Below are 23517 nucleotides of genomic sequence, written 5' to 3'. Positions count from 1 at the left end.
CGATAGAATTAAAAAAACATACGAAAACCCGTTTAATCCTTTAAACCAACGCGTCAATTTAAGAATCCAACATAAATACTTTGCGCCTCTGCGTCTTTGCGAGAACCAAAAAAAACCAGCGTAAACCCGTTTAATCCGTTAAATCAGCGAGCCAATTTAAGAATCCAACATAAATACTTTGCGTCTCTGCGAGAACCAAAAAAACAGCGAAAACCCGTTTAATCCGTTCAACCCGAGGGCAAAAACGTTAAACATTAAACAAGAAAATTCGTTTAAATAAATTTACTTATTTTTGTTTGCAACCAAAGCCTACAAACAAAATGAAAAATGTTCTCGTTATTTTTTATTCCCAATCCGGACAACTAGAATCGATTGCGAAAAACATTGCAAAGCCATTCTTAAATTCAGAAGAAATAAAAGTAACTTTTCACGAAATACAATTAGAAAAGCCATTCCCATTTCCTTGGAATAAAACTTCTTTTTTTGATGCCTTTCCGGAATCTTTTTTGCAGATTCCAACAAAACTTAAACCGGTTTCTGAAGAAATTTTAAACACAAAATTTGATTTAGTTCTTTTTCATTATCAAGTTTGGTTTTTATCGCCTTCAATTCCTATTAATTCCTTTTTAAAAAGTGCCGAAGCCAAGACAATATTAAACAATACTCCCGTTATAACTATTAATGGTTCTCGTAATATGTGGGTTATGGCTCAGGAAAAAATTAAAGTTTTATTACGTGATGCAAATGCAAAATTAGTTGGAAATGTTGCATTAGTAGATCGCGTTGGAAATTTAATCAGCGTAATCACAATTGTAAATTGGATGTTTTCTGGCGTAAAGAAAAGATATCTTGGCTTTTTTCCGCTTCCCGGAGTTTCTGATAAAGACATTCAGGAGTCTGATAAATTTGGAGAAATCATGCTTTCGGAATTTAAACAAAACAAACTTGACGATTTACAGCCAAAATTAGTCGAAATAGGCGCCGTAAAAATCAGTCCGTATTTAGTAACTGTAGATAAAACGGCCAATAAAATTTTTAATAAGTGGTCAAATCTGATTCATAAGAATCAAAAAAACAGGAAAACGCTTCTTAAAATATTTTATGTTTATTTATTCCTTGCAATATGGCTAATCTCGCCAATAGTCTATATATTGCATCTTATTACCTATCCATTCAAGTTCAAAACCATAAAAAAAGAAACTCAATATTATCAAGGAGTTTAGAATACGAAATTTAATTATGTTTGACGTATATATTACCAAAGCCGCAAAATATTTGCCGAATGAAGCTGTTTCAAATGACGAAATGGAAGATTATTTAGGCCTGATAAATGACACTGCCTCAAAGGCAAGACGTATTATTTTGCGTAATAATAAAATTACAACCCGATATTACGCCGTTGATAAAAACGGAAAAAGTACACATAGTAACGCTGAGTTAACACGAAATGCCGTTGCACAACTATTTGATGAAAATTTTACAGATCAGGATCTGGAAGTCCTTTCTTGCGGAACTTCATCGCCTGATGTTTTGGCGCCGTCGCATGCTGCAATGGTTCACGGTTTATTAAAAAACAGATCGGTCGAATTAAATTCTTCGATGGGTATTTGCTGTTCCGGAATGAATGCGCTGAAATATGGTTTTCTTTCGATAAAATCAGGAAATTCAAAAAATGCCATTTGCACGGGATCAGAAAAAGTTTCAACATGGCTTTCTTCTCCAAAATACAATCACGAAATTATCAATTTAAAAAACCTTGAAGAACAACCTATAATTGCCTTCAAAAAAGATTTTTTACGTTGGATGTTATCTGATGGAGCCGGAGCATTTTTATTAGAAAATAAACCAAGCGGAGAAATTTCATTAAAAATCGAATGGATGGAAGCGTATTCTTATGCATTCGAATTGGAAACTTGCATGTATGCCGGTGGAGATAAATTAGAAAATGGCGAAATCCAAGCCTGGAGCGATTACAATCCAGAGCAATGGTTAACCGAATCTGTATTTGCGGTAAAACAAGATGTAAAAATATTAGACGAATTTATCCTGCCTAAAGGTGTCGAAAGTATGAGCGATGCAATGGCAAAGCACAATATTACGGCAGATCAGGTTGATTATTTTTTACCACATGTTTCTTCTAACTTTTTTGTAGAAGGATTAAAAAACGGATTAAACGAAAAAGGAATTGTACTTACGGACGAAAAATGGTTTATGAACCTTTTGAGAGTTGGTAATGTTGGTTCGGCTTCTATTTATATTGCACTTGAAGAATTAATGTATTCCGGTAAACTAAAAAAAGGAGATCGCATTTTATTATCAGTTCCGGAAAGCGGAAGATTCTCTTTTGCCTACGCTTATTTAACTGTTTGCTAATGGAAACAATATCTCTTTTAAATAAAGAAGCAGTCGAAAATTTATTACCTCAAAAGTTTCCTTTTGTTATGGTAGATAAAATGTATTCTTATACCGAAACATCATTGGTTTCCGGTTTAAAAATTCAGAGCGACAATATCTTTGTTGATAATAACTCTTTTTTAGAAGCAGGAATAATCGAGCATATGGCACAATCTGTGGCGTTGCATACAGGATATGAATATTTTTTGAAAAACGAAACAGCACCAACAGGTTATATTGGTTCGATAAAAGATATTGAAATAAAAAAGTTTCCTAAAGTCGACGATACAATTCAATCAGCTGTAACTATTCTGCAGGAATTTGCAGGAATAACTTTGGTTGATATTGTGACTACTTTGAATAATGAAGAAATTGCCCGCGGACAAATGAAAACCGTTTTGGCAAAATAATATACGTATGAAAATTGGAGTTGACATACAAAATTATCTTCCGCACCGAGCGCCTATGCTTATGGTTGATCTAATTTTGGACATAAATTCAAATTTTGTAGAAACGACATTTCTGATAAAAGAAGACAATATTTTTGTCGATAATAACATTTTTGTCGAAGCCGGTTTAATCGAAAATACAGCACAAACTTGTTCTGCAATTGTAGGCAAAAAGTATTTTTTTGAAGAAGACGGAACAGAAAATGAAAACGTAAATGTGATTGGTTTTATCAGCGCATTAAAAAATCTGAAAATACATTCGCTGCCAAAAGCTGGTGATACAATTATTACCAAAGCAAATCTGGTTTCGAAATTTATAGGCGACGATTATACTTTATGTACAATGAGTTGCGAAAGTTTATTGGAAGACAAAATACTTTTAGAATGCGAAATTAATTTGTTTATTCAAAAGACAATTTCAGTTGAAGAATAATTAAATGGATACAAAAAAACCGCTTAATCATTTACTAATTCGAATAGGAATTTTAATATTGCTACTTATTGCTGTTTTTATAATAAACTCCGATGAATTAGCTTTCTTTTTAAGTCAAGCTTACTGTCTATTTCTGTTGTTAGAAATGATTTATTTTTTTGTCAAAAAAAATAAAAATTTAGCCCTCATAAATCTCACTTTATTAATTATAATCGAAATATTACCCATTCTAGTTTTTATACGATTAATGATATAGATTAAAAAAAACCGTCATGGAAAAAGAAAATGTACCTCAGCACGATGGAAATTTAAGCAAAAAGAACCTGAAGGAACTTGTTTACGCTACCGATGAAAATGGCAATTATACAACCGCGTTAAGTACCGGTTGGGAACCAAAAGCCATTGCACTTTCTAACGCAATTGACGATATAAAAGAACGTGCAGAAGAAGCAAAAATGAAAGTTCAGATTGGTGAATTAAGTCCGATTTGTTATTATATGGAACTCAATAAAATGGATCTTACCATTCTTGCAGGTTATGTTGAGATGTGGAAATGGCGCGTAAAAAGACATTTTAAACCAACTGTTTTTGCTAAATTAAGTGACAAAATTTTACAGAAATATGCCGACGCCTTTGAGATTTCAATAGCCGAATTAAAAAATATTAAAACCGATTAATGCAAACTAGTTTTACACACCATCAATCTGCTCATTGTGAAAATGGAGTGGCTTCAAATCTGCTAAAAAACAACGGATTAAATATCAGCGAACCAATGGTTTTTGGTATTGGTTCCGGACTTTTCTTCGTGTATTTGCCTTTTATAAAAGTAAATCATGCGCCTGCAATCAGTTACAGAACTTTGCCTGGACAGATTTTTAATAAAGTTGCCAATCGTTTAAATTTAAAAATAAAAAGACAAAAATTTTCTTCAACAATTAATGCCAATAAAGCATTAGACGAAAATCTAAAAAATAATATCCCAACCGGATTACAAGTTGGTGTTTATCATTTAAGTTATTTTCCTGATGAATACCGTTTTCACTTCAACGCACACAATTTAGTTGTTTACGGAAAAACCGAAACCGATTATTTAATCAGCGATCCGGTAATGGAAACCGTTACCACTTTGACACACGAAGAGTTAGATAAAGTACGTTTTGCCAAAGGCGCTTTTGCTCCAAGAGGACAAATGTATTATCCAATTCAGATTCCAAAAGATGTTGATTTTAAAAACGCCATCATTAAAGGAATCAAAAATACCTGTCGCGATATGCTTGCGCCAATGCCAATTGTTGGCGTTCGCGGAATTAAATTCATATCACGACAAATTAGAAAATGGCCTTTAAAACACGGCGTTAGAAAAGCAAATCATTATCTCGCACAAATGGTTCGTATGCAGGAAGAAATTGGAACTGGCGGCGGAGGTTTTCGTTTTATATATGCAGCATTTTTACAAGAAGCTTCGGTTATTTTAAACAACGAAGAATTGAAAGTTCTTTCGAAAGAAATGACACAAATTGGAGATTCCTGGAGAGATTTTGCTGTAGAAGCTTCTCGCATTTATAAAAACCGAAGTGCCAAAGAAGACGCTTACAATGCCATTGCAGATGAACTTTTGGACATTGCCAATCGTGAAGAAATATTTTTCAAAAAACTAAAAAAAGCAATTAGCTAAATATATTTTGCAAACCGTAATAAAAATAGAATCCCTTTCGAAAAAGTACAAAAATGCAGAAATGTATTCTTTGAACGATGTTTCGCTGGATATAAATCAAGGTCAGATTTTTGGTTTATTAGGTCCAAATGGTGCCGGAAAAACCACGCTAATCTCGATGCTCTGCGGATTGATAAAACCAACTTCAGGACATTTTACAATTGATGGTTTGAACTATGCCAGCGATTCTTCCAAAATCAAAAAAATCATTGGAGTTGTACCTCAGGAATATGCTTTATATCCGACTTTGACAGCTCGCGAAAATTTGCATTATTTTGGAAGCATGTACGGATTAAAAGGTTCTGATTTGAAAGATAAAGTAATCGAAACTTTAGATCTTTTGGGACTTTTAAAATTTGCCGACAAACGCATCGAAACTTTCTCAGGCGGAATGAAACGCAGAGTCAATTTGATTGCGGGAATTCTGCACAATCCAAAAGTTTTATTTCTGGATGAACCAACCGTTGGCGTTGATGTACAATCGAAAAATGCGATTATAGAATATCTAAAACATCTAAATCAAAACGGAACTACGATTATTTATACATCACATCATTTGGCTGAAGCCGAAGATTTTTGCACCACAATTGCCATTCTTGATCAAGGCAAAATCTATGCGCAAGGAACTCCATCAGGATTAATTGCTTCGACCGAAAAAGCGAGAAATCTTGAAGAAGTTTTTATTTCATTAACCGGTAAAGATCTGAGAGATGATATATAAAATTTGGATGTCAGTCGTAAAAGAATTTCTACTGCTCAAACGAGATTTAGGCGGATTAGTCATTTTATTTATAATGCCTTTGGTTTTGGTAATCACCGTAACATTAATTCAGGACAGCACTTTTAAAACCGTTAGCGATAATAAAATTCAGATTTTATTGGTCGACAACGACAAAGGTTCGGTTTCTAAAACTGTCTTTGATAATTTAGAAAAAAGTCAGCTTTTTAGCGTTGTAACACAAATCGACAATAAACCGCTTACTGAAGAAGTTGCCAGAGAAAATGTTTATAAAGGAAAGTTTCAGCTGGCAATTATAATCCCAAAAAATCTAAGCACAGATTTACAAGCCAAAGTGGATCAGAATGTAGAAAACATTGTGAGCAAAATGGGTTTTACAGATACAATTGCAAAGCCGAAAACTTCAAAAATAATTCAGCAAAAAGAAGTTAAATTATATTTTGATCCGGCAGTTCAGCTTAGTTTCAAAAATTCTGTGATGAGTTCTATTGATAAAATGATTTCTCAAATCGAAACAAAATCAATTTACACGACTTTTCAAAATCAATTAGGCGAAGAGAATACTAAGTTCGAACAAAAGAGTTTTATTACTTTTAAAGAGATTGTTCCAAAGGTAAATAACAAAGAAGTGTTACCGAATTCGGTGCAGCATAATGTTCCCGCGTGGACACTTTTTGCTATATTTTTTATCGTAATTCCATTGTCTATTAATATTGTAAAAGAAAAATCGCAAGGAACATTTGTTCGATTATTGACCAATCCGGTTTCGAATTTAATTGTGATTATTGGTAAAACTATTACTTATTCAGCCATTTGTATGATTCAGTTTTATATGATGGTTGCCGTTGCAATATTTTTATTTCCGCATATTGGTTTACCTTCTTTAAACGTCGAAGGACATTTGTTTTTGATGAGTGTTGTCGCTTTATTTTCAGGTTTTGCAGCCATTGGTTTCGGAATTTTATTGGGAACTATTGCAAGTACACAAGAACAATCTGCACCATTTGGCGCGACAAGCGTAATCATTCTTGCAGCAATTGGCGGAATCTGGGTTCCGGTTTTTGCAATGCCAAATATCATGCAGCTTATCGCAAAATCATCACCAATGAATTGGGGTCTTGAAGCGTTTTATGATGTTTTATTACGCAACGTTTCTTTCCTGGAAATCATACCAAAAATAAGTTTGTTATTTTTGTTCTTCATAATCACAACTTGCATTGCATTATTCTATGACAAAAAGAAAAGAACAGTATAACGAAGCAACTTCCTTAACGGTTTCGCATGAAATCAGAATTCGTTTTAACGAAACTGATCCACTCGGGATTGTTTGGCACGGCTATTATATTACCTATTTTGAAGATGGACGCGAGGCATTTGGACGCGAACACGGACTTACCTATTTAGATATTGCCAAAACGGGATTTACAACTCCAATCGTAAAATCAAAATGCGAACATAAATTGTCTTTGCGCTACGGCGATGTCGTAACAATTGAAACAACCGTTGTTGATACTCCGGCTGCCAAAATGATTTATCGTTTTAGAATTATTGACGAAAAAGGTGAAGTTGCGTGCACAGGTGAAACTGTTCAGGTATTTCTGGATAAAGAAGGAAATCTAATGCTAACAAATCCTCCTTTTTATGAAGAATGGAAACGAAAAGTTGGGCTTTTAAAATAGAACACGAATTACACCAATTTTCACGAATTAAACATAAAAAAAATCAGTGTAAATCTGTTTAAATCCGTAGAATCTGCATGCCATAAAAACCTTGCAGGAATAAAAAAGAAAAAATGTTAAGAGAAGTATATATCACCAAAACCAATTGTATCACGCCTTTAGGTTTTGATGTTGAATCCAACATCGAAGCAATTCTTCGTGGAGAATCCGGTATTCAATTACATGAAGATACTTCCTTAATGCCGATTCCGTTTTATGCTGCAATTATTAATGATGAAAAAATAAACAGTGCTTTTGCAAAAATAAGTGCTAAAACAAAATATTCTCGTTTAGAGAAAATGATGATTTTGGCTTTAGAGCCGATTATCAAAAATTCAGAAGTTGAATTAAATTCGAAAACTGCTTTTATACTTTCGACCACAAAAGGAAATGTTACCGCATTAAAAAATGATTCAGAAGAAAGCTTCAATATTGCACATTTAGATGTTTTAGCAAAAAATGTTTCGGATTTCTTCGGATTTAAAACACAACCAATTGTAGTTTCGAATGCTTGTGTTTCTGGAATTTTAGCCATTTCTGTTGCCAAAAGAATGATTCAATCTGAGCTTTACGACGACATTTTTGTTATCGCCGGAGACGAAGTTTCAGAATTTGTTTTGTCTGGTTTTAATGCTTTTCAGGCGATGAGCAGTTTGCCTTGTAAACCTTATTCTAAAAACAGAACCGGCGTAAGTTTGGGCGAAGCAACTGCAGCAGTTTTAGTTTCGGCGGAAGCCAAAAATGCAAAAATAAAAATTATTGGAGATAGTTCGATAAACGATGCCAATCATATTTCCGGACCTTCAAGAACAGGCGAAGGTTTGTTTAGAAGTATTCAGAATGCTTTGAAAGAAGCTCAGATAAATCCAGATCAAATCGATTATATTTCAGCGCACGGAACAGCAACTCCGTTCAATGACGAAATGGAAGCGATTGCTTTGAATCGTTTAGATTTACAAAACGTTCCTATAAATAGTTTGAAAGGATTTTATGGTCATACATTGGGCGCCTCGGGATTATTAGAAACCGTAATCGCAATTGAATCCGCAAATCAAAATATACTTTTTGAATCGAAAGGTTTTGACGAAATCGGCGTAAGCGAATCTATTAATGTTATAGAGAAAAATGAAGAGAGAAATATTGCGTTCTTTTTGAAAACAGCTTCTGGATTTGGAGGTTGTAATACGGCGGTGATATTTGAAAAAGTGAAATGAATTTGGTTATCTTTTAATTAAAAAACACTATGACATTACAACAATTTTTTTTCGATTTACCTATTTATACTAAGTTTGAAATAACCGCTGAAAATGAGGAAATTTTTCTAAATATAACTGATGCATCTACTAAAGTAATTTTTGATGGTTATAATCCTTGGAAAAAAATTGAATCTACATTCTACGTAATGAATGACTTACAAGGGAGTAGTTATGCATATACTAAGTCTGGAGGATATGCAGCACAAAGAGTAAAATGCAAAAGATCAGATGACACCTTTATGTTTTATCTTCACTACGATCCCCAGAACAAAATTCTACTAAAAGTTGGACAACATCCAACTGTCGCAGACTTTCACATTAGTGAAATTAAAAAATATGGAAAATTATTATCTAAAGAAAAATTAAATGAATTCACTCGAGCAATTGGATTAGCTGCTAATGGCGTAGGAATCGGCTCTTTTGTTTATTTACGACGAATTTTTGAACATTTAATTTTTGAAGCTTTTGAAAAAGCAAAGGCAGATGAAAAAATAAATAATGCTGATTTTCAAAAAGGAAGAATGGATGATCGCATAGCTTTACTTGCTGAGTATTTGCCAAGTTTTTTAGTAGAAAACAGATCTATTTACTCTGTCTTAAGCCTAGGTATACATTCTTTAGATGAACAAACTTGTCTAGAACACTTTGACACTTTGAGAGTTGGAATTGAGCTAATTTTAGATGAAAAATTAGAAGAACTAAAAAAAATGGAAAAAATGGAAATTGCTAAAAAGAGAATCACTGATTTAAAAGGAAAGTTAGGAAAATAAGTTTTATTCAATATTATAAGCTTAAAACAAATGTTTTGCAACAAAGATGACTCAAAATAAAACCTACATACAATCCTATATCACCATTCAAAACAACGAAATTGTTTTGAACGGAACTTCTGTATTCAAAATTGAACCAACTGATTTTGCTGATTTTTCGAAACAAGCGTATCGTAATTTTGACATTCAATATCCGAAGTTTTTCAAAATGGATGCTTTGAGCAAACTGGCTTTTTTAGGATCTGAATTGCTTTTGAGTCCAATAAGTTCGGCCGAAAAAGAGAATAATATTGCTTTGGTTTTGGCTAATAAATCTTCGAGTTTAGATACTGATGTTAAATATCAGGAATCAATTTCGGACAAAGAAAACTATTATCCGAGTCCAGCAGTTTTCGTTTATACTTTGCCAAATATTTGTTTGGGTGAAATAAGTATTCGTCATCAGCTGAAAAGTGAAAATTCTTTCTTTATATTTGATGCTTTCAATATTGAATTTCTGTCTAACTATTCAGATATTCTGTTAAACACAAATAAAGCTGATACAGTTCTGTGCGGTTGGGTTGAATTTTTTAATGACAATTACAAAGCTTTTCTTTGCACGATTAGCAAAGAAGAAAACGAGAAATACACAAACGAAAATATCAATACATTATATAATAAATAATCATGGAAGCATTAAAAGAAGAATTAAAAAATAAAATCATTACCACTCTAAATCTTGAAGATATCGCAATCGAAGACATTGCTGATAACGATCCTTTGTTTGGAGACGGTTTAGGTTTGGACTCAATTGATGCACTTGAATTGATCGTGATTCTTGATAAAGATTACGGAATAAAATTGGTTGACCCAAAAGAAGGAAAATCTATTTTTCAATCTATTGAAACTATGGCTGCTTATATTAGCGCTAACAGAACTAAATAAGACTGCTTAGACTGGCTTAGATTTTTAGACAACTTAGACACGCGTCTAAAAAATCTAATGTCTAATAATCTAAGAAGTCCAATATTTAAATCTAAGTAAGTCTAAAATTCTAATAATCTAAGAAGTCTAAAATGAAAGGTGTTGCAATAACGGGAATGGGAATTATCTCTTCGATTGGAAATTCAGTCGAGGAAAATTTTATTTCGTTAATCGAAAATAAGATTGCTATAACTCGCATCGAAAATATTTCGACCGTTCATGCGGATGTTATTAAGGTTGGAGAAATTAAAAAAACCAATGCTGAATTGATCAGTGAATTGGAGCTTTCTGACGATAATAATTTTTCGAGAACTGCAATGATTGGTGCTTTTGCTGCCAAACAAGCCGTTCAAAATGCCGGAATTACATCGATCAACGAATTTAGAACCGGACTTATTTCGGCAACAAGCGTTGGCGGAATGGATATGACCGAAAAGCATTATTACGATTATTTTAAAGATCCTGAACTTACCAAATATATTAGTTGTCATGACGGTGGCGATGTTGCCGAAAAAATTGCTGAAGAATTGGGTTTAAAAGGAATGGTTACTACTATAAGTACCGCTTGTTCATCTGCTGCGAACTCGATTATGTTAGGCGCACGTTTGATTAAAAACGGAAAACTCGATCGCGTTATCGTTGGCGGAACAGATGCTTTGGCAAAATTTACCATCAACGGATTTAAAACTTTGATGATTCTTTCTGACGATTATAACAAACCTTTTGACAATAACAGAAAAGGACTAAATTTGGGCGAAGCCGCTGCATATTTGGTTTTAGAATCTGATGAAATTGTTCAAAAACAAAACAAAAAAGTTCTGGCTCGAGTTTCGGGTTACGGAAATGCAAATGATGCTTTTCACCAAACTGCTTCTTCAGAAAATGGTGATGGCGCTTATTTGGCAATGAAAAAAGCTTTTGAAGTTTCGGGTTTAAGACCAAGCGAAATTGATTATATCAACGTTCACGGAACGGCAACTCCTAATAATGATTTGTCTGAAGGAAGAGCTTTACTCCGAATTTACGGCGATGAAAAAGTTCCAGATTTTAGTTCGACAAAACCTTTTACGGGTCATACTTTGGCGGCAGCCGCAGCAATTGAAGCCGTTTACAGTGTTTTGGCAATTCAGAATAATGTGGTTTATCCAAATTTGAATTTTGAAACTCCAATGGAAGAATTTAATCTAAAGCCACAAACTTCTTTAAAAATGAAAAATATCGAACACGTTTTATCCAACTCTTTTGGTTTTGGAGGAAATTGTTCCACACTTATATTTTCTAAAAGCTAATGAAAACATATATAAATGGAGTAGGTTGTATTTCGGCTCAAAAAACATTTGATACTGTTTTTTTAGAGGAAGCGGTGCACAACCAAAATGACACAATACTTTCGATAGTTGCACCGGTTTACAAAGATTTTATTACGCCAGCCGCAATTAGAAGAATGGCAAAAGGTGTAAAAAACGGAATCGTAGCTTCGGCATTAGCCTTAAAAGATGCAAAGCTCGAAAATGTAGATGCAATCATTACCGGAACTGGTTTGGGATGCATCGAAGATTCTGAAAAATTTCTGAAAAATATTCTCGACAATAACGAAGAATTCTTAACGCCAACTTCGTTTATACAATCTACACATAATACTGTTGGTGCTCAAATTGCTTTGTCATTGCAATGCAAAGGGTATAATTTTACGTATGTAAATGGAGCGGTTTCTTTTGAATCGGCACTTTTAGATGCTAAAATGCAAATCGAAGAAAACGAAGCCAATTCGATTTTGGTTGGCGGAATTGACGAAAATGGCGAATACACAACTTCTCTTTTTAAACTATTAGGCCGAATCAAACAAGATGGAAATCAGCCTTATGATGTTTTAAATCCAACTTCGACCGGAGCTGTTTTTGGTGAGGGTGCCAGTTTTTTTGTTTTAGAAAATCAAAAAAAAGACACTACTTATGCACAGGTTTTAGATGTTGAAATAAAAAATACTTTAGACGAAAACAAAATTGAAGCAGAAATAATCGCGTTTTTAAAATCCAATAATTTAGAAATTTCAGATATTGATGCTGTCGTTTTAGGTTTGGATGGCAACATTACTTTTGATTCTTATTATAGAAATTTGGCTGAAAATGCTTTCGCGAAAACGCCTCAATTGTATTACAAACATTTGAGTGGTGAATATGATACGGCTTCGGCTTTTGCTTTATGGATTGCTTCAAAAGTAATCAAGACTCAGGAAATTCCGGAAATTATAAAAGTAAATTCGGTTGAAAAACCAGCTTATAATACCATTTTATTGTACAATCAATTAAACGGAAAAAATCATAGTTTTACGTTGCTTTCAAAATGATAACGCATAAAAACATATCACTATTTTTTATTTTTTTACTGCTTTTATTCTTTCTTCTGAACTTTTATATCGCAATAAATATCTGGTGGTTTGTAGCACTTATTTTTATTTGGTTGGGAATAAATGCTTTTGGTTCCTCCCGAATTTCATCCAATTATCATGTAAAAGCTTTCTGCAATAATCCGCAGAAAACTCAAAAAAAAATCGCCTTAACTTTTGATGACGGTCCGAGTGAATTTACTTTAGAAGTTTTAGAACTTTTGAAAAAATACAATGCAAAAGCAACTTTTTTCTGCATTGGAAAAAACATTGAAAAACATCCTGAAATCGTAAAACAAATTATTGGCGAAGGACATTTGGTTGGAAATCATTCTTATAATCATTCGAAATTTTTCGATTTTTATAATGCCAAAAAAATTACTGGAGAACTTCAGAAAACCGATTCTCTTTTAGAAAAATTCACTTCAAAAAAAATCAACTTCTTTCGTCCGCCTTACGGAGTTACGACGCCATCGATTCGTAGAGCTTTAAAAATAACCGAACATAAAGTTATTGGATGGAATATTCGTTCGCTTGACGGCGGAACAACAAATGTCGAATTGATTTTGAATCGAATTATAAAACGTGTTTCTCCTGGTGGAATTGTACTTTTGCACGATACCGGATCACACTCCGTTTTAGTATTGGAACAGTTTTTGCAATTTTTACAACAGAACAATTATGAAGTCATTTCGATCGAAGAACTTTTGAATCTAAAAGCTTATGAAGATTGAACGCTGATGGAACGGATTCGCTAAAGCGAAAACGCGGATAAAACGGATTTTATAATCATTTTAATCTTTAAAATCTGTGGCAAAAAAACGAAAAATAAAGCACCATTTTAACAAAATATGAAAACTAAAATAGCACTCTTAATTTTATTTATTTCAGGCAATTTGTTTGCTCAGGAACAAAAAATGTCTGACGCAGAAATCGCAGCTTTCAAACAGGATGTAAATGTAGTTTCGAAAAAAATCAAAACCTTAAGTACTGATTTTGTACAATACAAACATTTAGATTTTTTATCGAAAGACATTGAAACTTCTGGTAAAATGATTTTCAAAGAGCCGAGTTTGCTTCAATGGCAATACAAAAAACCATACAATTATAGTATCGTTTTTAAAAACGGAAAAATTCTGATTAACGACGAAGGAAAGAAAAGTGCAGTTGATATTGGCAACAGCAAAATCTTTGGCCGTATCAATAAATTAATTGTTGGAAGCGTGAGCGGGAATATGTTTGACGACAAAGAATTTACGATTTCATACTTTAAATTAAAAGGTCAAAATCTTGCGAAATTTGTTCCGAAAGATGCTACTTTAAAAAAATACATCAAACAAATCGAACTAACTTTCGATAAAGAAGAAGCAACAGTTGTACAGGTTAAATTATTGGAATCCTCTGAAGATTATACTAGAATTGTACTTAAAAATAAAGTGATCAATGCAAAAATCGACGATTCAGTTTTTAATAATTAATTGCCTTTTGGCATTAGTTTTAGTTTCTTGTGGTTCGGTCACAAAAAATTATACACCTAAAAAATTAGACAAAACGTCTTATCAGGTTCCCTATTTTACAGACTCAAATACTGATTATGTTTACAAAACAAATATCACGGTTTATGGTCATGAAATATCCGGAATTTTTATTGCTAAAAAAATAAATGATACTACACATCGCGTTGTTTTTACAACCGAATTTGGTAACAAATTGTTAGATTTTGAAATTTCAAAAAAGACTTTTAAAGTAAACTCGATTGTATCTGAATTAGACCGAAAAATTTTGATTAATACTTTAACCGAAGATTTTCGTTTGCTTCTTAAAAATGAATATTTGATTCAGGAACAATTTGAAAATGAAACTGATAATATCTATAAATCGGAAGATGGAAACCGTGATAATTATCTTTTTGTTTCTAAAAAGACATCGAAATTAGAGAAGGTCGTGAATGCATCTAAAACAAAAGAAAAAATAACACTGCTTTTTAGTTCAGAAAACAATATTTTTGCGGAGAAAATTCAGATTATTCATCAGAATATCAAGTTAAAAATTGAGTTAAACTATTTTAAATCAGAGTAAAAACTTAATCTAAAGCTAAACTTAAACCAAATTAAAAATGAAAAAAATAACCGTAATTGCCTTTGTTTTATTTATCGGAATTATAACATCAAATGCACAAGTAAGAGTTAGTCCCGGAATTCGTGGAGGTTTAAATGTCTCAACATTAACGAATATTGATGATAATAAATCTAAAACAGATTTTTATATTGGTGGATTAATAAACATTAAATTTAATAAATATTTTTCGTTACAGCCTGAGATAACGTATTCAAGACAAGGTGATCAAGGAAGAGAATATCTTGGAAACGGCTTTAATTATCGTTATGTAAATTATGAATTAAACTACCTGACACTTGGTGCAGTTGCAAAATTTAATATTGGTGGTAAAGGTTTTCACATTTTAGGAGGTCCGTCTGTAGATTTAAAAATTTCTGATAATTATATCAACAGCAATCCTGAAGATTTTGACCTTGCTTTTGTTGGAGGTGTTGGTTATACATTACCAAACGGATTAACGTTTGAAGCCAGAATTAAACAAGGATTAGTTGATATTTATGGTTACGATGGAATTAACAATGATAATGATTATTACTATAATGATGTTATTTTAAATCAGGTTTTTCAAATTGGTATCAGTTATACTTTTAAAGTAAAATAATGTATAAAAAGAAATTAACGATTGCTTTATTCCTTTTTTTTACAATCGTAAACATACAAGCACAAGTTACTTTTAAGCCGGGTTTGAGAGGTGGTTTTACTTTTTCGACTGTTTCAGAAATGCAAGGCGATTATAAAACTGATTTCTATGCTGGTGGGTTTGGAGAAATAAATATAACAAAACGTTATGCTCTTCAGCCTGAAGTTACATATACGAGACAAGGATCTAACAATCTTCCACGAAATTATTTTGACGATACAGGAGTTGAAAAAGTAGAATATCGCGATATACAGATCGATTATTTGTCACTTGCTCTTATTAATAAACTTACATTTGGATCAGGTGTTCAGATGCAATTCGGTTCGGTTTTAGATCTTCTTTTACATGATAATCTGATCAAAAGAAAAGAAAATAATGACTTGGCATTTGTTATAGGTATTGCCTATAAAGTATCTCCAAATCTAGCCATTGAAGGCCGATTAAAGAAAGGCTTGTTGGATATAATGGATAATGACAATAATCGCAGTCATAACGTTGATGATTTTTTATTTGCGGAATACAACACCAATATTAATTTTCAATTAGGGCTTTCTTATTCTTTTGGGAAAAAATAAAAAATATGGTTTTAAAAGATTTTTATAAAGTTCTATCGGAAGAAAAAACCGGTGATTCTAAATATAATATCACGATTTTGATCAATGAAAAACATGAAGTTTTCAAAGGTCATTTTCCGGGAAATCCAATTATGCCGGGAGTTTGCATGATTCAGATTATTAAAGAACTTACGGAAGCAATTACCAAAAGTACTTTGATGATTCAAACACTTGCCAATGTAAAATTCATGGCACTTATTAATCCTGAAGCTACTCCGGAATTACGTTTAGAACTTGATATTACTACAACCGAAGATGATTTGGTTAAAGTAAAAAACACGACTTATTTTAACGATACCGTTGCTTTGAAACTTAGCAATGTGTACAAAAAAATATAATTATGAAACTACTGCTGTCTTTACTTTTGTGGATTAATTTTGCTGGTAATCCGGATTTGGCTTCCATCAGAAAAATGTATTCGAGCGTTACAAAATCAGAAAGTAATGCTAAAGAATTTTCAGAAAAACTGTCGACAGTTTCAAACGACGATGCAAAAATTTTAGTGGCTTACAAAGCTGCTTCAATTCTATTGGATTCAAAGTTTGAGAAAAAATTAAGAGACAAAATGGATCGTTTTAAAGAAGGCGCAAATCTTCTTGAATCGACTATAAAAAGCGAACCTAATAATATAGAAATCAGAATGATCAGGTTGAGTATTCAGGAAAATGTTCCCGGAATAACTGGCTATAAAAAGAATATTAAAGAAGATAAAAATTATATTACAGCACATTATGCAGAGCAAAATGCAGTTTTAAAAGATTATCTAAAAGACTTTGTTTTACAATCGAAAAGTTTCTCTGAAAAAGAAAAACAATTCGTAAAGTAGACTAAAGAAAAACTCCAAATGAAACCTATTTTATCACAGCAAGAATTACTTAATTCGACTCATTTTTGTGTCATTGTTCCCACATACAACAATCACAAAACTTTAAAAAAAGTGCTGGATTCTATTTTAGATTTCACTACAAATATCATTATTGTCAATGATGGATCGACCGATGACACTTTTGAGATTTTACAACAATATTCGCAACTCACACAAATTCATCATCCTAAAAATATAGGAAAAGGGCGAGCGCTGAGAAATGGTTTTAGAAAAGCAATCGAAATGCATTTTGAATATGCAATCACAATTGATTCTGACGGACAACATTTTGCTTCTGATATTCCGAATTTTATTGCCGAAATTCAAAAAGAACCAAATTCTTTATTGATTGGAAGCCGAAATATGACACAGGAAAATGTGCCAAAGAAAAGCAGTTTTGGAAATAAATTTTCGAATTTCTGGTTTAAATTCGAAACCGGAATTGTATTAGAAGACACACAATCAGGTTTTCGTTTATATCCTTTAAACCTAATTCCGAAACAATTTTATACCAATAAATTTGAGTTCGAAATTGAAGTTATCGTTCGTTCTGCCTGGAAAGGAATTGTAGTCAAAAACATTCCAATTCAGATTTTGTACGATCCATTGGAACGTGTTTCGCATTTTCGTCCGTTTAAGGATTTTACCCGAATCAGTATTTTAAATACCGTTTTGGTTATTAATGCTTTACTGTATATAAAACCCCGAGATTACTTTAGAAAGGCAAAAAAAAAAGGATTTAAAAAGTTCTTTCTTGAAGATATTTTAGAAAGCAGCGATTCAAATTTCAAAAAATCTGCTGCAATTGCTTTAGGAATTTTTATTGGAATTTCTCCGTTTTGGGGATTTCAAACGATACTGCTTTTTACTTTTGCCGCATTATTCAAGCTCAACAAAGTCATTGCTTATCTGGCTTCAAATGTGAGCTTCCCTCCTTTTATTCCGTTTGTTATTTATGGTTCTTTAAAAATGGGAAGTTATTTCGTGTCAAACGACGCGCCTTTGATTTTGGATAGTTCGATTACGCTTAACGATATTCAAAAAAATGCAACACAATATATCGTCGGAAGTCTTATTTTAGCATCCGTTTTAGCACTATCAGTTGGTCTTATAAGTTATTTACTTTTAACTGCTTTTAGTTCTAAGAAAAACACAACAAACTAAATATTTTTTCGCCACGAATTTCACTAATTAGCACAAATCAATTCGTGAAAATTCGTGAAATTCGTGACAAAAAAACCTTTAAAACATAAACATGCATCAATATTTCTACGCCATTCATTTGTTTGTAAACCGAAGAAAATCTTTGTCGGTTGCGCTGGCAATTCTGATGCTTTTGGTATTTGGATTTTTTGCTTCTCAAATTAAATTTGAAGAAGATATTACCAAACTTATTCCAACAAACGATAAAAGTGATGTTACGGCAAAAGTGCTCAAGCAACTTAATTTTGCCGATAAAATAACCGTTATTTTCAAACTCGAAAAAAATGGAACTGACGAAGATTTAAAAGAAATGGCAACTGCCTTTTCAGATAGTGTTGCCAAATCCTGCAAACCTTATGTAACCGGAATTCAGGGAAAAGTTGACGAAGAAAATATTCAGGAAACTATTGATTTCGTTTATAATAATCTTCCTCTTTTTCTGGAAAATAAAGATTACGAATCAATTCAGAATAAACTTCAAAAAGATAGTATTTCCGCCACCGTTCAGGGAAATTATAAATCGATTATTTCGCCATCCGGATTTATCACCAAAGATTTTATTCTGCAAGATCCGCTTGGAATTTCATTTATCGCTCTTAAAAAATTACAACAACTAAATATTGGTGACGATTTTACGCTTGACAATGGTTTTGTAATGACTAAGGATAAAAAGAAATTATTGCTTTTTATTACCTCAAATCTTCCTTCGAGCGAAACCGAAAAGAACACGATTTTTGCTGTTAAATTAAAATCAATTCAGGATAATCTGAATCAGAAATTTAAAACCAAAACTTCAATCAGCTATTTTGGTTCGGCATTAATTGCCGTTGCAAATGCCAATCAAATTAAAAGTGATATTGTTTTAACGACAACAATCGCGATGATTACGCTAATGTTGATTTTGATTTTATTCTATCGAAAGATATTAATTCCGCTTATTATTTTTCTTCCAACTGTTTTTGGAGCTTTGTTTGCCGTGGCATTTTTATTTTTTGTGAAAGAACAAATCTCAGCCATTTCTCTCGGAATTGGTTCTATTTTACTGGGAATTACGATCGATTATTCCATTCATATTCTAACGCATTACAAACATAATAGCGACGTAAAAACTTTGTACAAAGACATTACAATGCCGGTAATTATGAGTAGTTCAACAACTGCTGTTGCTTTTTTATGTTTGCTTTTTGTGAAATCCGATGCTTTGAATGACCTCGGGATTTTTGCTGCCGTAATTGTTATGGCTTCCGCATTTTTCTCTCTTTTGATTGTTCCGCATTTGTATAAACCAAAAGAAAATAATTTTGAACACAAGAAAAATGTCATTGATAAACTGGCGCATTTCTCCTTTCATAACAATAAATATCTAATTGGGTTTTGCGTTTTAATCACGATTATTTGTTGTTTTACGTATAATAATGTCGGTTTCAACAATGATTTATCGCAATTAAATTTTGTTCCAAAAGAAATTAAAGCAGCCGAAAAAGAACTCGAAGAAAGCACTAGTTTAACTTCAAAAACAATTTATGTGGCTTCATACGGAAATAGTATGGAGGAAGTTTTGCAAAACAATGGTCAGCTTTTTAAAGATTTATCGAAAGAAAAACAAGACGATAAAATTTTAAATTTCAGTTCTGTTGGAGGAATTATGCTTTCGCAGAAGGAACAAAAACAGAAAATCGATAAATGGAATTCGTTTTGGGATGCGAATAAAAAGCAACTTTTAAAATCGGGATTAATTGCCGAAGGTTCTAAACTCGGTTTTAAACCAACAACATATTCGCTCTTTTTTGATCATTTAAATTTTAATTTCAAACCAATTAAAACAGAAGATTATTTAAAAATTCAGGCTCTGCAATTGAAAGAATTTGTAACCGAAAAAAATGGATTTTTTACAATTTCAACTTTAGTAAAAGTTACTCCGCAACAACGTGATGCATTTGTAAAATCGGCTTCCGCCAAAAATAATCTGATTGCAATTGACCGTCAGCAAATGAATGAAACGTTTTTCAGTACTTTAAAAACCGATTTTAATTCGCTGGTTAATTACTCATTTGTTGCAGTAATTTTGATTTTATTCTTCTTTTTTAGAAGAGTTGAATTAGTAATTGTTAGTTGTATTCCGATTGCTTTAACCGGAATTGTTACGGCTGGAATTATGGGGATTTTTGGTATTCAAATGAACATTTTCAGCATGATTGTCTGTACTTTGATTTTTGGTCACGGTGTTGATTTTAGTATTTTCATGACAAGCGCACTTCAAAAAGAATATACAACTGGAAAAAATGAAATTGCGATTTACAGAACTTCAATTATTCTGGCGGTTATTACAACCATTTTAGGAATTGGCGCGATGATTTTTGCAAGACATCCGGCGTTGCGTTCTATTTCATCGGTTTCGTTAATTGGGGTTTTTGCGGCGCTAATTATTACGTTTATTTTCTATCCGATTCTCTTTAAATTATTTTTATCAAATAGACCAAAAAACGGAAATGCTCCTTTTGAATTACGTTCATTTTTTCATGGCGTTTTATCTTTTACTTATTATGGACTTGGCGGTATTTTAATGTCAATTTTCAGTTTGATTATCATGCCGATAATTCCGCTAAGCGAAAAAACAAAAATGAAAGGATTTCGATATTGCATTTCAAAATTCATGAAATCGGTATTATATACAAATCCTTTTGTAGATAAAAAAGTAATCAATAAATACAACGAAGATTTTGAGAAACCGGCCATTTTAATTGCCAATCATTCTTCATTTTTAGACATTCTGGCAATTGGCGGATTAAGTCCTAAAATCATTTTTCTGGTAAATGACTGGGTTTATAATTCTCCCGTTTTTGGTGCAACTGTAAAAAAAGCAGGTTTTTATCCGGTTTCTGAAGGACTTGAAAATGGCGTTGAACATTTACGCCAAAAAATAAAAGAAGGTTATTCAATAATGATTTTCCCTGAAGGAACTCGTTCAGAAAGTAATCAAATTAAACGTTTCCATAAAGGCGCTTTTTATCTTGCCGAAGAATTTAATTTAGACATTCTTCCAGTTTTAATTCATGGTGCTTCAGAAACACTTCCGAAAGGTGATTTTATAATTCATGATGGAAGTATTACGGTTTCTATTTTGGAAAGAATTACGCCTGAGAATCTTTCTTTTGGAAAAAATTATGCCGAAATAACAAAGGAAATAAGTGCTTTCTTTAAATCTAAATTTCAGGAAATTCGTCAGGAAATAGAAGGTCCGCAATATTTCAAAAAGATGCTTCTTCACAGTTATGACTACAAAGAAATTGAGGTTACAAAAGGTGTGAAAAATGATTTAAAAAATAATCTTGAAAAATATTATCGCTTAAACCAATACATTTCGGCGAAAGCCAAAATTGCTCATTTGTCTAATGATTACGGGCAACTAGATGTATTATTGGCTTTGCAGGAACCACAACGAAAAATATATTCTTATAATAACGACGAAGAAAAACGCGAAGTTTCTAAGACTAATTATATCGTCAAAAAAAGAAAAATCTTCTATCCCGAAAATCTGGAAACTCTTTTAGAAAATCAATTTGATATTGTTTTAATTTCTGATGAAAGTTATACTAATGCTATTGAAAAAATCGTTTCTACAACTTCCACGGTTATTCTAATGAATTGTCCAAATTTGAAAACCTCTTTGATTAACTTTGGTTTTAATTGTCTTTATGATGAAAATTCTATAATCGTATTAAAGAAAAACTAATATGAAAGAACATTACGATGTTGTAATTGTAGGCAGCGGTTTGGGCGGTTTGGTATCGTCTATTATTCTGGCCAAAGAAGGTTACAGCGTTTGTGTGCTCGAAAAAAACAATCAATACGGTGGAAATCTACAAACTTTTGTACGTGATAAAACCATTTTTGATACTGGAATTCACTACATCGGAGGTCTTGAAAAAGGTCAGAACTTGTATCAATATTTTAAATATTTGGGTATTATTGACCAATTAAATCTAAAAAAATTAGATGAAAATGGTTTTGATATTATCTCTTTTGAAGATGACAAAAACGAATATCCACACGCGCAAGGTTATGAAAATTTTGTGAATCAATTGTGTGTTTATTTTCCTGAAGAAAAAGCAAATATTGAAGGATATTGCGAAAAATTAAAAACAATATGTGACTCTTTTCCGCTTTATAATGTAAACTGGGAAGGGAAATATGATAATGAAATTTTGACGCTTAACGCTAAAGAAACTATAGATTCATTTACTGAAAATGAAAAACTAAAAGCGGTTTTGGCGGGTTCAAATTTTCTCTACGCAGGGATTCCTGATAAATCGCCTTTTTACGTTCATGCGCTTTCTGTCAACTCTTATATTCAAAGTTCTTGGCGTTGTATTAACGGCGGAAGTCAGATTACAAAACAGCTTTTAAAACAGCTTAAAAAACACGGTGGCGAATTTTATAAATACAAAGAAGTTACTCGTTTTAATGTCGAAAACAACACTGTAACTTCGGTAGAAATGAAAGACGGAACTCAGGTTTCCGGAACTCGTTTTATCTCTAATATAGATCCAAAAACTACGCTGAAACTTGCCGGAGAAGAAAATTTCAGGAAAGCATTTTTTAGCCGAATCCAAAGTCTTGAAGGAGTTATTTCGGCCTTTAGTTTATATATTGTTTTCAAACCTGAAACTTTCAAATATATCAATCATAATTACTATCATTTTAAAAAAAGCAGTGAAGTCTGGAATGCGCATGACTATGACGAAGATTCGTGGCCAAAAGCTTTTATGGCTTCTATGAATGCTTCAAAAAAGCAGGAAAAATGGGCAGAAGGAATGACTTTTATTACTTATATGAAGTATGACGATGTTGCGCCGTGGATCGATACTTTTAATACAACTGTTGACGAAAATGATCGTGGAGAAAGTTACGAGCAATTTAAATCAAGAAAAACAGCTAAGTTTCTTACTGAAATTGAACTTAAATTTCCTGGAATAACAGCTTGCATTCAGTCGATTCATACTTCTACTCCGCTTTCTTATCGCGATTATATTGGCGGTCATAATGGTAATATGTATGGTTATGTTAAGGATTCCGGGAATCCTATGAAAACTTTAATTCCGTCAAAAACCAAACTTGATAATTTATATCTTACAGGACAAAGTATTAATATGCACGGGGTTTTGGGTGTAACTATTGGAGCTGTTGTAACGTGTTCAGAAATTATTGGAAAAGAATATTTGATTACTAAAATTAATCAGGCTTCTGCTGAATAA

The 23517-nt window shown here is 32.5% G+C and carries 25 protein-coding genes; all 25 read left to right on the top strand.

Annotated features, from left to right (window positions below):
• Nucleotides 1–320: 320 nt before the first annotated feature.
• The 25 genes from WN975_RS19795 (at nt 321) to WN975_RS19675 (ending at nt 23517) form a co-directional block, all read left to right on the top strand.
• Complete coding sequence (locus WN975_RS19795) at nt 321–1223, top strand: dialkylrecorsinol condensing enzyme DarA (protein WP_337967989.1); 903 nt, start codon at nt 321–323, stop codon at nt 1221–1223.
• Between the two features lie 16 nt (nt 1224–1239).
• Nucleotides 1240–2373 carry a beta-ketoacyl-ACP synthase III gene (locus tag WN975_RS19790; protein WP_099710202.1) on the top strand — a complete coding sequence of 378 codons (1134 nt, stop codon included), beginning with the start codon at nt 1240–1242 and terminating at the stop codon, nt 2371–2373.
• Entirely contained in the window at nt 2373–2804 is a 432-nt protein-coding gene (locus tag WN975_RS19785; protein WP_099710201.1) for a hypothetical protein, read from the top strand. Before WN975_RS19790 ends, WN975_RS19785 begins: the two co-directional genes overlap by 1 nt.
• 7 nt (nt 2805–2811) lie before the next feature.
• Nucleotides 2812–3276: an ABC transporter permease gene (locus WN975_RS19780; protein WP_337967988.1), complete on the top strand. Its 465-nt coding sequence runs from the start codon at nt 2812–2814 to the stop codon at nt 3274–3276.
• Between the two features lie 272 nt (nt 3277–3548).
• Nucleotides 3549–3953 (top strand): hypothetical protein, encoded by a 405-nt coding sequence (locus WN975_RS19775; RefSeq protein ID WP_099710198.1) that lies wholly within the window; start codon nt 3549–3551, stop codon nt 3951–3953.
• Nucleotides 3953–4951 (top strand): BtrH N-terminal domain-containing protein, encoded by a 999-nt coding sequence (locus WN975_RS19770; RefSeq protein ID WP_337967987.1) that lies wholly within the window; start codon nt 3953–3955, stop codon nt 4949–4951. Before WN975_RS19775 ends, WN975_RS19770 begins: the two co-directional genes overlap by 1 nt.
• Nucleotides 4952–5012: 61 nt before the next feature.
• Entirely contained in the window at nt 5013–5711 is a 699-nt protein-coding gene (locus tag WN975_RS19765) for an ABC transporter ATP-binding protein (RefSeq protein WP_199174603.1), read from the top strand.
• A complete protein-coding gene (locus WN975_RS19760) occupies nt 5701–6984 on the top strand; it encodes an ABC transporter permease (RefSeq protein WP_337967986.1) in 1284 nt (427 codons plus the stop codon). Before WN975_RS19765 ends, WN975_RS19760 begins: the two co-directional genes overlap by 11 nt.
• Complete coding sequence (locus tag WN975_RS19755) at nt 6959–7408, top strand: acyl-CoA thioesterase (RefSeq protein WP_337967985.1); 450 nt, start codon at nt 6959–6961, stop codon at nt 7406–7408. The genes WN975_RS19760 and WN975_RS19755 overlap by 26 nt, the downstream gene beginning before the upstream one ends.
• Nucleotides 7409–7521: 113 nt before the next feature.
• Entirely contained in the window at nt 7522–8661 is a 1140-nt protein-coding gene (locus WN975_RS19750; RefSeq protein ID WP_337967984.1) for a beta-ketoacyl synthase N-terminal-like domain-containing protein, read from the top strand.
• 29 nt (nt 8662–8690) lie between these two features.
• Nucleotides 8691–9473, top strand: coding sequence for a hypothetical protein (locus WN975_RS19745; protein WP_337967983.1), 783 nt, complete (start codon nt 8691–8693; stop codon nt 9471–9473).
• Between the two features lie 46 nt (nt 9474–9519).
• Entirely contained in the window at nt 9520–10137 is a 618-nt protein-coding gene (locus WN975_RS19740; protein WP_337967982.1) for a 3-oxoacyl-ACP synthase, read from the top strand.
• Nucleotides 10138–10139: 2 nt separating this feature from the next.
• The gene (locus tag WN975_RS19735) at nt 10140–10397 is read left to right on the top strand and encodes a phosphopantetheine-binding protein (protein ID WP_026727250.1); all 258 of its coding nucleotides are present in this window, start codon (nt 10140–10142) and stop codon (nt 10395–10397) included.
• A gap of 131 nt (nt 10398–10528) precedes the next feature.
• Entirely contained in the window at nt 10529–11725 is a 1197-nt protein-coding gene (locus WN975_RS19730) for a beta-ketoacyl-[acyl-carrier-protein] synthase family protein (protein WP_337967981.1), read from the top strand.
• On the top strand, nt 11725–12783 hold the full coding sequence (locus WN975_RS19725) for a beta-ketoacyl synthase N-terminal-like domain-containing protein (RefSeq protein ID WP_337967980.1): 1059 nt from the start codon (nt 11725–11727) through the stop codon (nt 12781–12783). Before WN975_RS19730 ends, WN975_RS19725 begins: the two co-directional genes overlap by 1 nt.
• The gene (locus WN975_RS19720; protein WP_337967979.1) at nt 12780–13556 is read left to right on the top strand and encodes a polysaccharide deacetylase family protein; all 777 of its coding nucleotides are present in this window, start codon (nt 12780–12782) and stop codon (nt 13554–13556) included. The genes WN975_RS19725 and WN975_RS19720 overlap by 4 nt, the downstream gene beginning before the upstream one ends.
• Before the next feature lie 117 nt (nt 13557–13673).
• Nucleotides 13674–14300: an outer membrane lipoprotein carrier protein LolA gene (locus WN975_RS19715; protein ID WP_337967978.1), complete on the top strand. Its 627-nt coding sequence runs from the start codon at nt 13674–13676 to the stop codon at nt 14298–14300.
• On the top strand, nt 14266–14901 hold the full coding sequence (locus tag WN975_RS19710) for a hypothetical protein (protein ID WP_337967977.1): 636 nt from the start codon (nt 14266–14268) through the stop codon (nt 14899–14901). The genes WN975_RS19715 and WN975_RS19710 overlap by 35 nt, the downstream gene beginning before the upstream one ends.
• A 37-nt stretch (nt 14902–14938) precedes the next feature.
• Nucleotides 14939–15541: a porin family protein gene (locus WN975_RS19705; protein ID WP_337967976.1), complete on the top strand. Its 603-nt coding sequence runs from the start codon at nt 14939–14941 to the stop codon at nt 15539–15541.
• Nucleotides 15541–16155, top strand: coding sequence for an outer membrane beta-barrel protein (locus tag WN975_RS19700; RefSeq protein ID WP_337967975.1), 615 nt, complete (start codon nt 15541–15543; stop codon nt 16153–16155). Before WN975_RS19705 ends, WN975_RS19700 begins: the two co-directional genes overlap by 1 nt.
• A 5-nt stretch (nt 16156–16160) precedes the next feature.
• Nucleotides 16161–16532, top strand: coding sequence for a 3-hydroxyacyl-ACP dehydratase (locus WN975_RS19695; protein WP_337967974.1), 372 nt, complete (start codon nt 16161–16163; stop codon nt 16530–16532).
• A 2-nt stretch (nt 16533–16534) separates the two neighbouring features.
• Nucleotides 16535–17020 (top strand): hypothetical protein, encoded by a 486-nt coding sequence (locus WN975_RS19690; RefSeq protein WP_337967973.1) that lies wholly within the window; start codon nt 16535–16537, stop codon nt 17018–17020.
• 18 nt (nt 17021–17038) lie between these two features.
• Nucleotides 17039–18223: a DUF2062 domain-containing protein gene (locus WN975_RS19685; protein WP_337967972.1), complete on the top strand. Its 1185-nt coding sequence runs from the start codon at nt 17039–17041 to the stop codon at nt 18221–18223.
• Between the two features lie 91 nt (nt 18224–18314).
• Entirely contained in the window at nt 18315–21995 is a 3681-nt protein-coding gene (locus WN975_RS19680) for a 1-acyl-sn-glycerol-3-phosphate acyltransferase (protein ID WP_337967971.1), read from the top strand.
• A gap of 1 nt (nt 21996) precedes the next feature.
• Entirely contained in the window at nt 21997–23517 is a 1521-nt protein-coding gene (locus tag WN975_RS19675; protein ID WP_337967970.1) for an NAD(P)/FAD-dependent oxidoreductase, read from the top strand.

It is taken from the genome of uncultured Flavobacterium sp., assembly GCF_951805225.1.
Taxonomy (GTDB): Bacteria; Bacteroidota; Bacteroidia; order Flavobacteriales; family Flavobacteriaceae; genus Flavobacterium.
This window is presented reverse-complemented; position numbering and strand designations above follow the sequence as displayed.

Bases quoted from the DNA above. Each gene is read 5' to 3' on its own strand.
- WN975_RS19795 (WP_337967989.1), top strand. From the start codon at position 321: ATGAAAAATGTTCTCGTTATTTTTTATTCCCAATCCGGACAACTAGAA.
- WN975_RS19790 (WP_099710202.1), top strand. From the start codon at position 1,240: ATGTTTGACGTATATATTACCAAAGCCGCAAAATATTTGCCGAATGAA.
- WN975_RS19785 (WP_099710201.1), top strand. From the start codon at position 2,373: ATGGAAACAATATCTCTTTTAAATAAAGAAGCAGTCGAAAATTTATTA.
- WN975_RS19780 (WP_337967988.1), top strand. From the start codon at position 2,812: ATGAAAATTGGAGTTGACATACAAAATTATCTTCCGCACCGAGCGCCT.
- WN975_RS19775 (WP_099710198.1), top strand. From the start codon at position 3,549: ATGGAAAAAGAAAATGTACCTCAGCACGATGGAAATTTAAGCAAAAAG.
- WN975_RS19770 (WP_337967987.1), top strand. From the start codon at position 3,953: ATGCAAACTAGTTTTACACACCATCAATCTGCTCATTGTGAAAATGGA.
- WN975_RS19765 (WP_199174603.1), top strand. From the start codon at position 5,013: ATGTATTCTTTGAACGATGTTTCGCTGGATATAAATCAAGGTCAGATT.
- WN975_RS19760 (WP_337967986.1), top strand. From the start codon at position 5,701: ATGATATATAAAATTTGGATGTCAGTCGTAAAAGAATTTCTACTGCTC.
- WN975_RS19755 (WP_337967985.1), top strand. From the start codon at position 6,959: ATGACAAAAAGAAAAGAACAGTATAACGAAGCAACTTCCTTAACGGTT.
- WN975_RS19750 (WP_337967984.1), top strand. From the start codon at position 7,522: ATGTTAAGAGAAGTATATATCACCAAAACCAATTGTATCACGCCTTTA.
- WN975_RS19745 (WP_337967983.1), top strand. From the start codon at position 8,691: ATGACATTACAACAATTTTTTTTCGATTTACCTATTTATACTAAGTTT.
- WN975_RS19740 (WP_337967982.1), top strand. From the start codon at position 9,520: ATGACTCAAAATAAAACCTACATACAATCCTATATCACCATTCAAAAC.
- WN975_RS19735 (WP_026727250.1), top strand. From the start codon at position 10,140: ATGGAAGCATTAAAAGAAGAATTAAAAAATAAAATCATTACCACTCTA.
- WN975_RS19730 (WP_337967981.1), top strand. From the start codon at position 10,529: ATGAAAGGTGTTGCAATAACGGGAATGGGAATTATCTCTTCGATTGGA.
- WN975_RS19725 (WP_337967980.1), top strand. From the start codon at position 11,725: ATGAAAACATATATAAATGGAGTAGGTTGTATTTCGGCTCAAAAAACA.
- WN975_RS19720 (WP_337967979.1), top strand. From the start codon at position 12,780: ATGATAACGCATAAAAACATATCACTATTTTTTATTTTTTTACTGCTT.
- WN975_RS19715 (WP_337967978.1), top strand. From the start codon at position 13,674: ATGAAAACTAAAATAGCACTCTTAATTTTATTTATTTCAGGCAATTTG.
- WN975_RS19710 (WP_337967977.1), top strand. From the start codon at position 14,266: ATGCAAAAATCGACGATTCAGTTTTTAATAATTAATTGCCTTTTGGCA.
- WN975_RS19705 (WP_337967976.1), top strand. From the start codon at position 14,939: ATGAAAAAAATAACCGTAATTGCCTTTGTTTTATTTATCGGAATTATA.
- WN975_RS19700 (WP_337967975.1), top strand. From the start codon at position 15,541: ATGTATAAAAAGAAATTAACGATTGCTTTATTCCTTTTTTTTACAATC.
- WN975_RS19695 (WP_337967974.1), top strand. From the start codon at position 16,161: ATGGTTTTAAAAGATTTTTATAAAGTTCTATCGGAAGAAAAAACCGGT.
- WN975_RS19690 (WP_337967973.1), top strand. From the start codon at position 16,535: ATGAAACTACTGCTGTCTTTACTTTTGTGGATTAATTTTGCTGGTAAT.
- WN975_RS19685 (WP_337967972.1), top strand. From the start codon at position 17,039: ATGAAACCTATTTTATCACAGCAAGAATTACTTAATTCGACTCATTTT.
- WN975_RS19680 (WP_337967971.1), top strand. From the start codon at position 18,315: ATGCATCAATATTTCTACGCCATTCATTTGTTTGTAAACCGAAGAAAA.
- WN975_RS19675 (WP_337967970.1), top strand. From the start codon at position 21,997: ATGAAAGAACATTACGATGTTGTAATTGTAGGCAGCGGTTTGGGCGGT.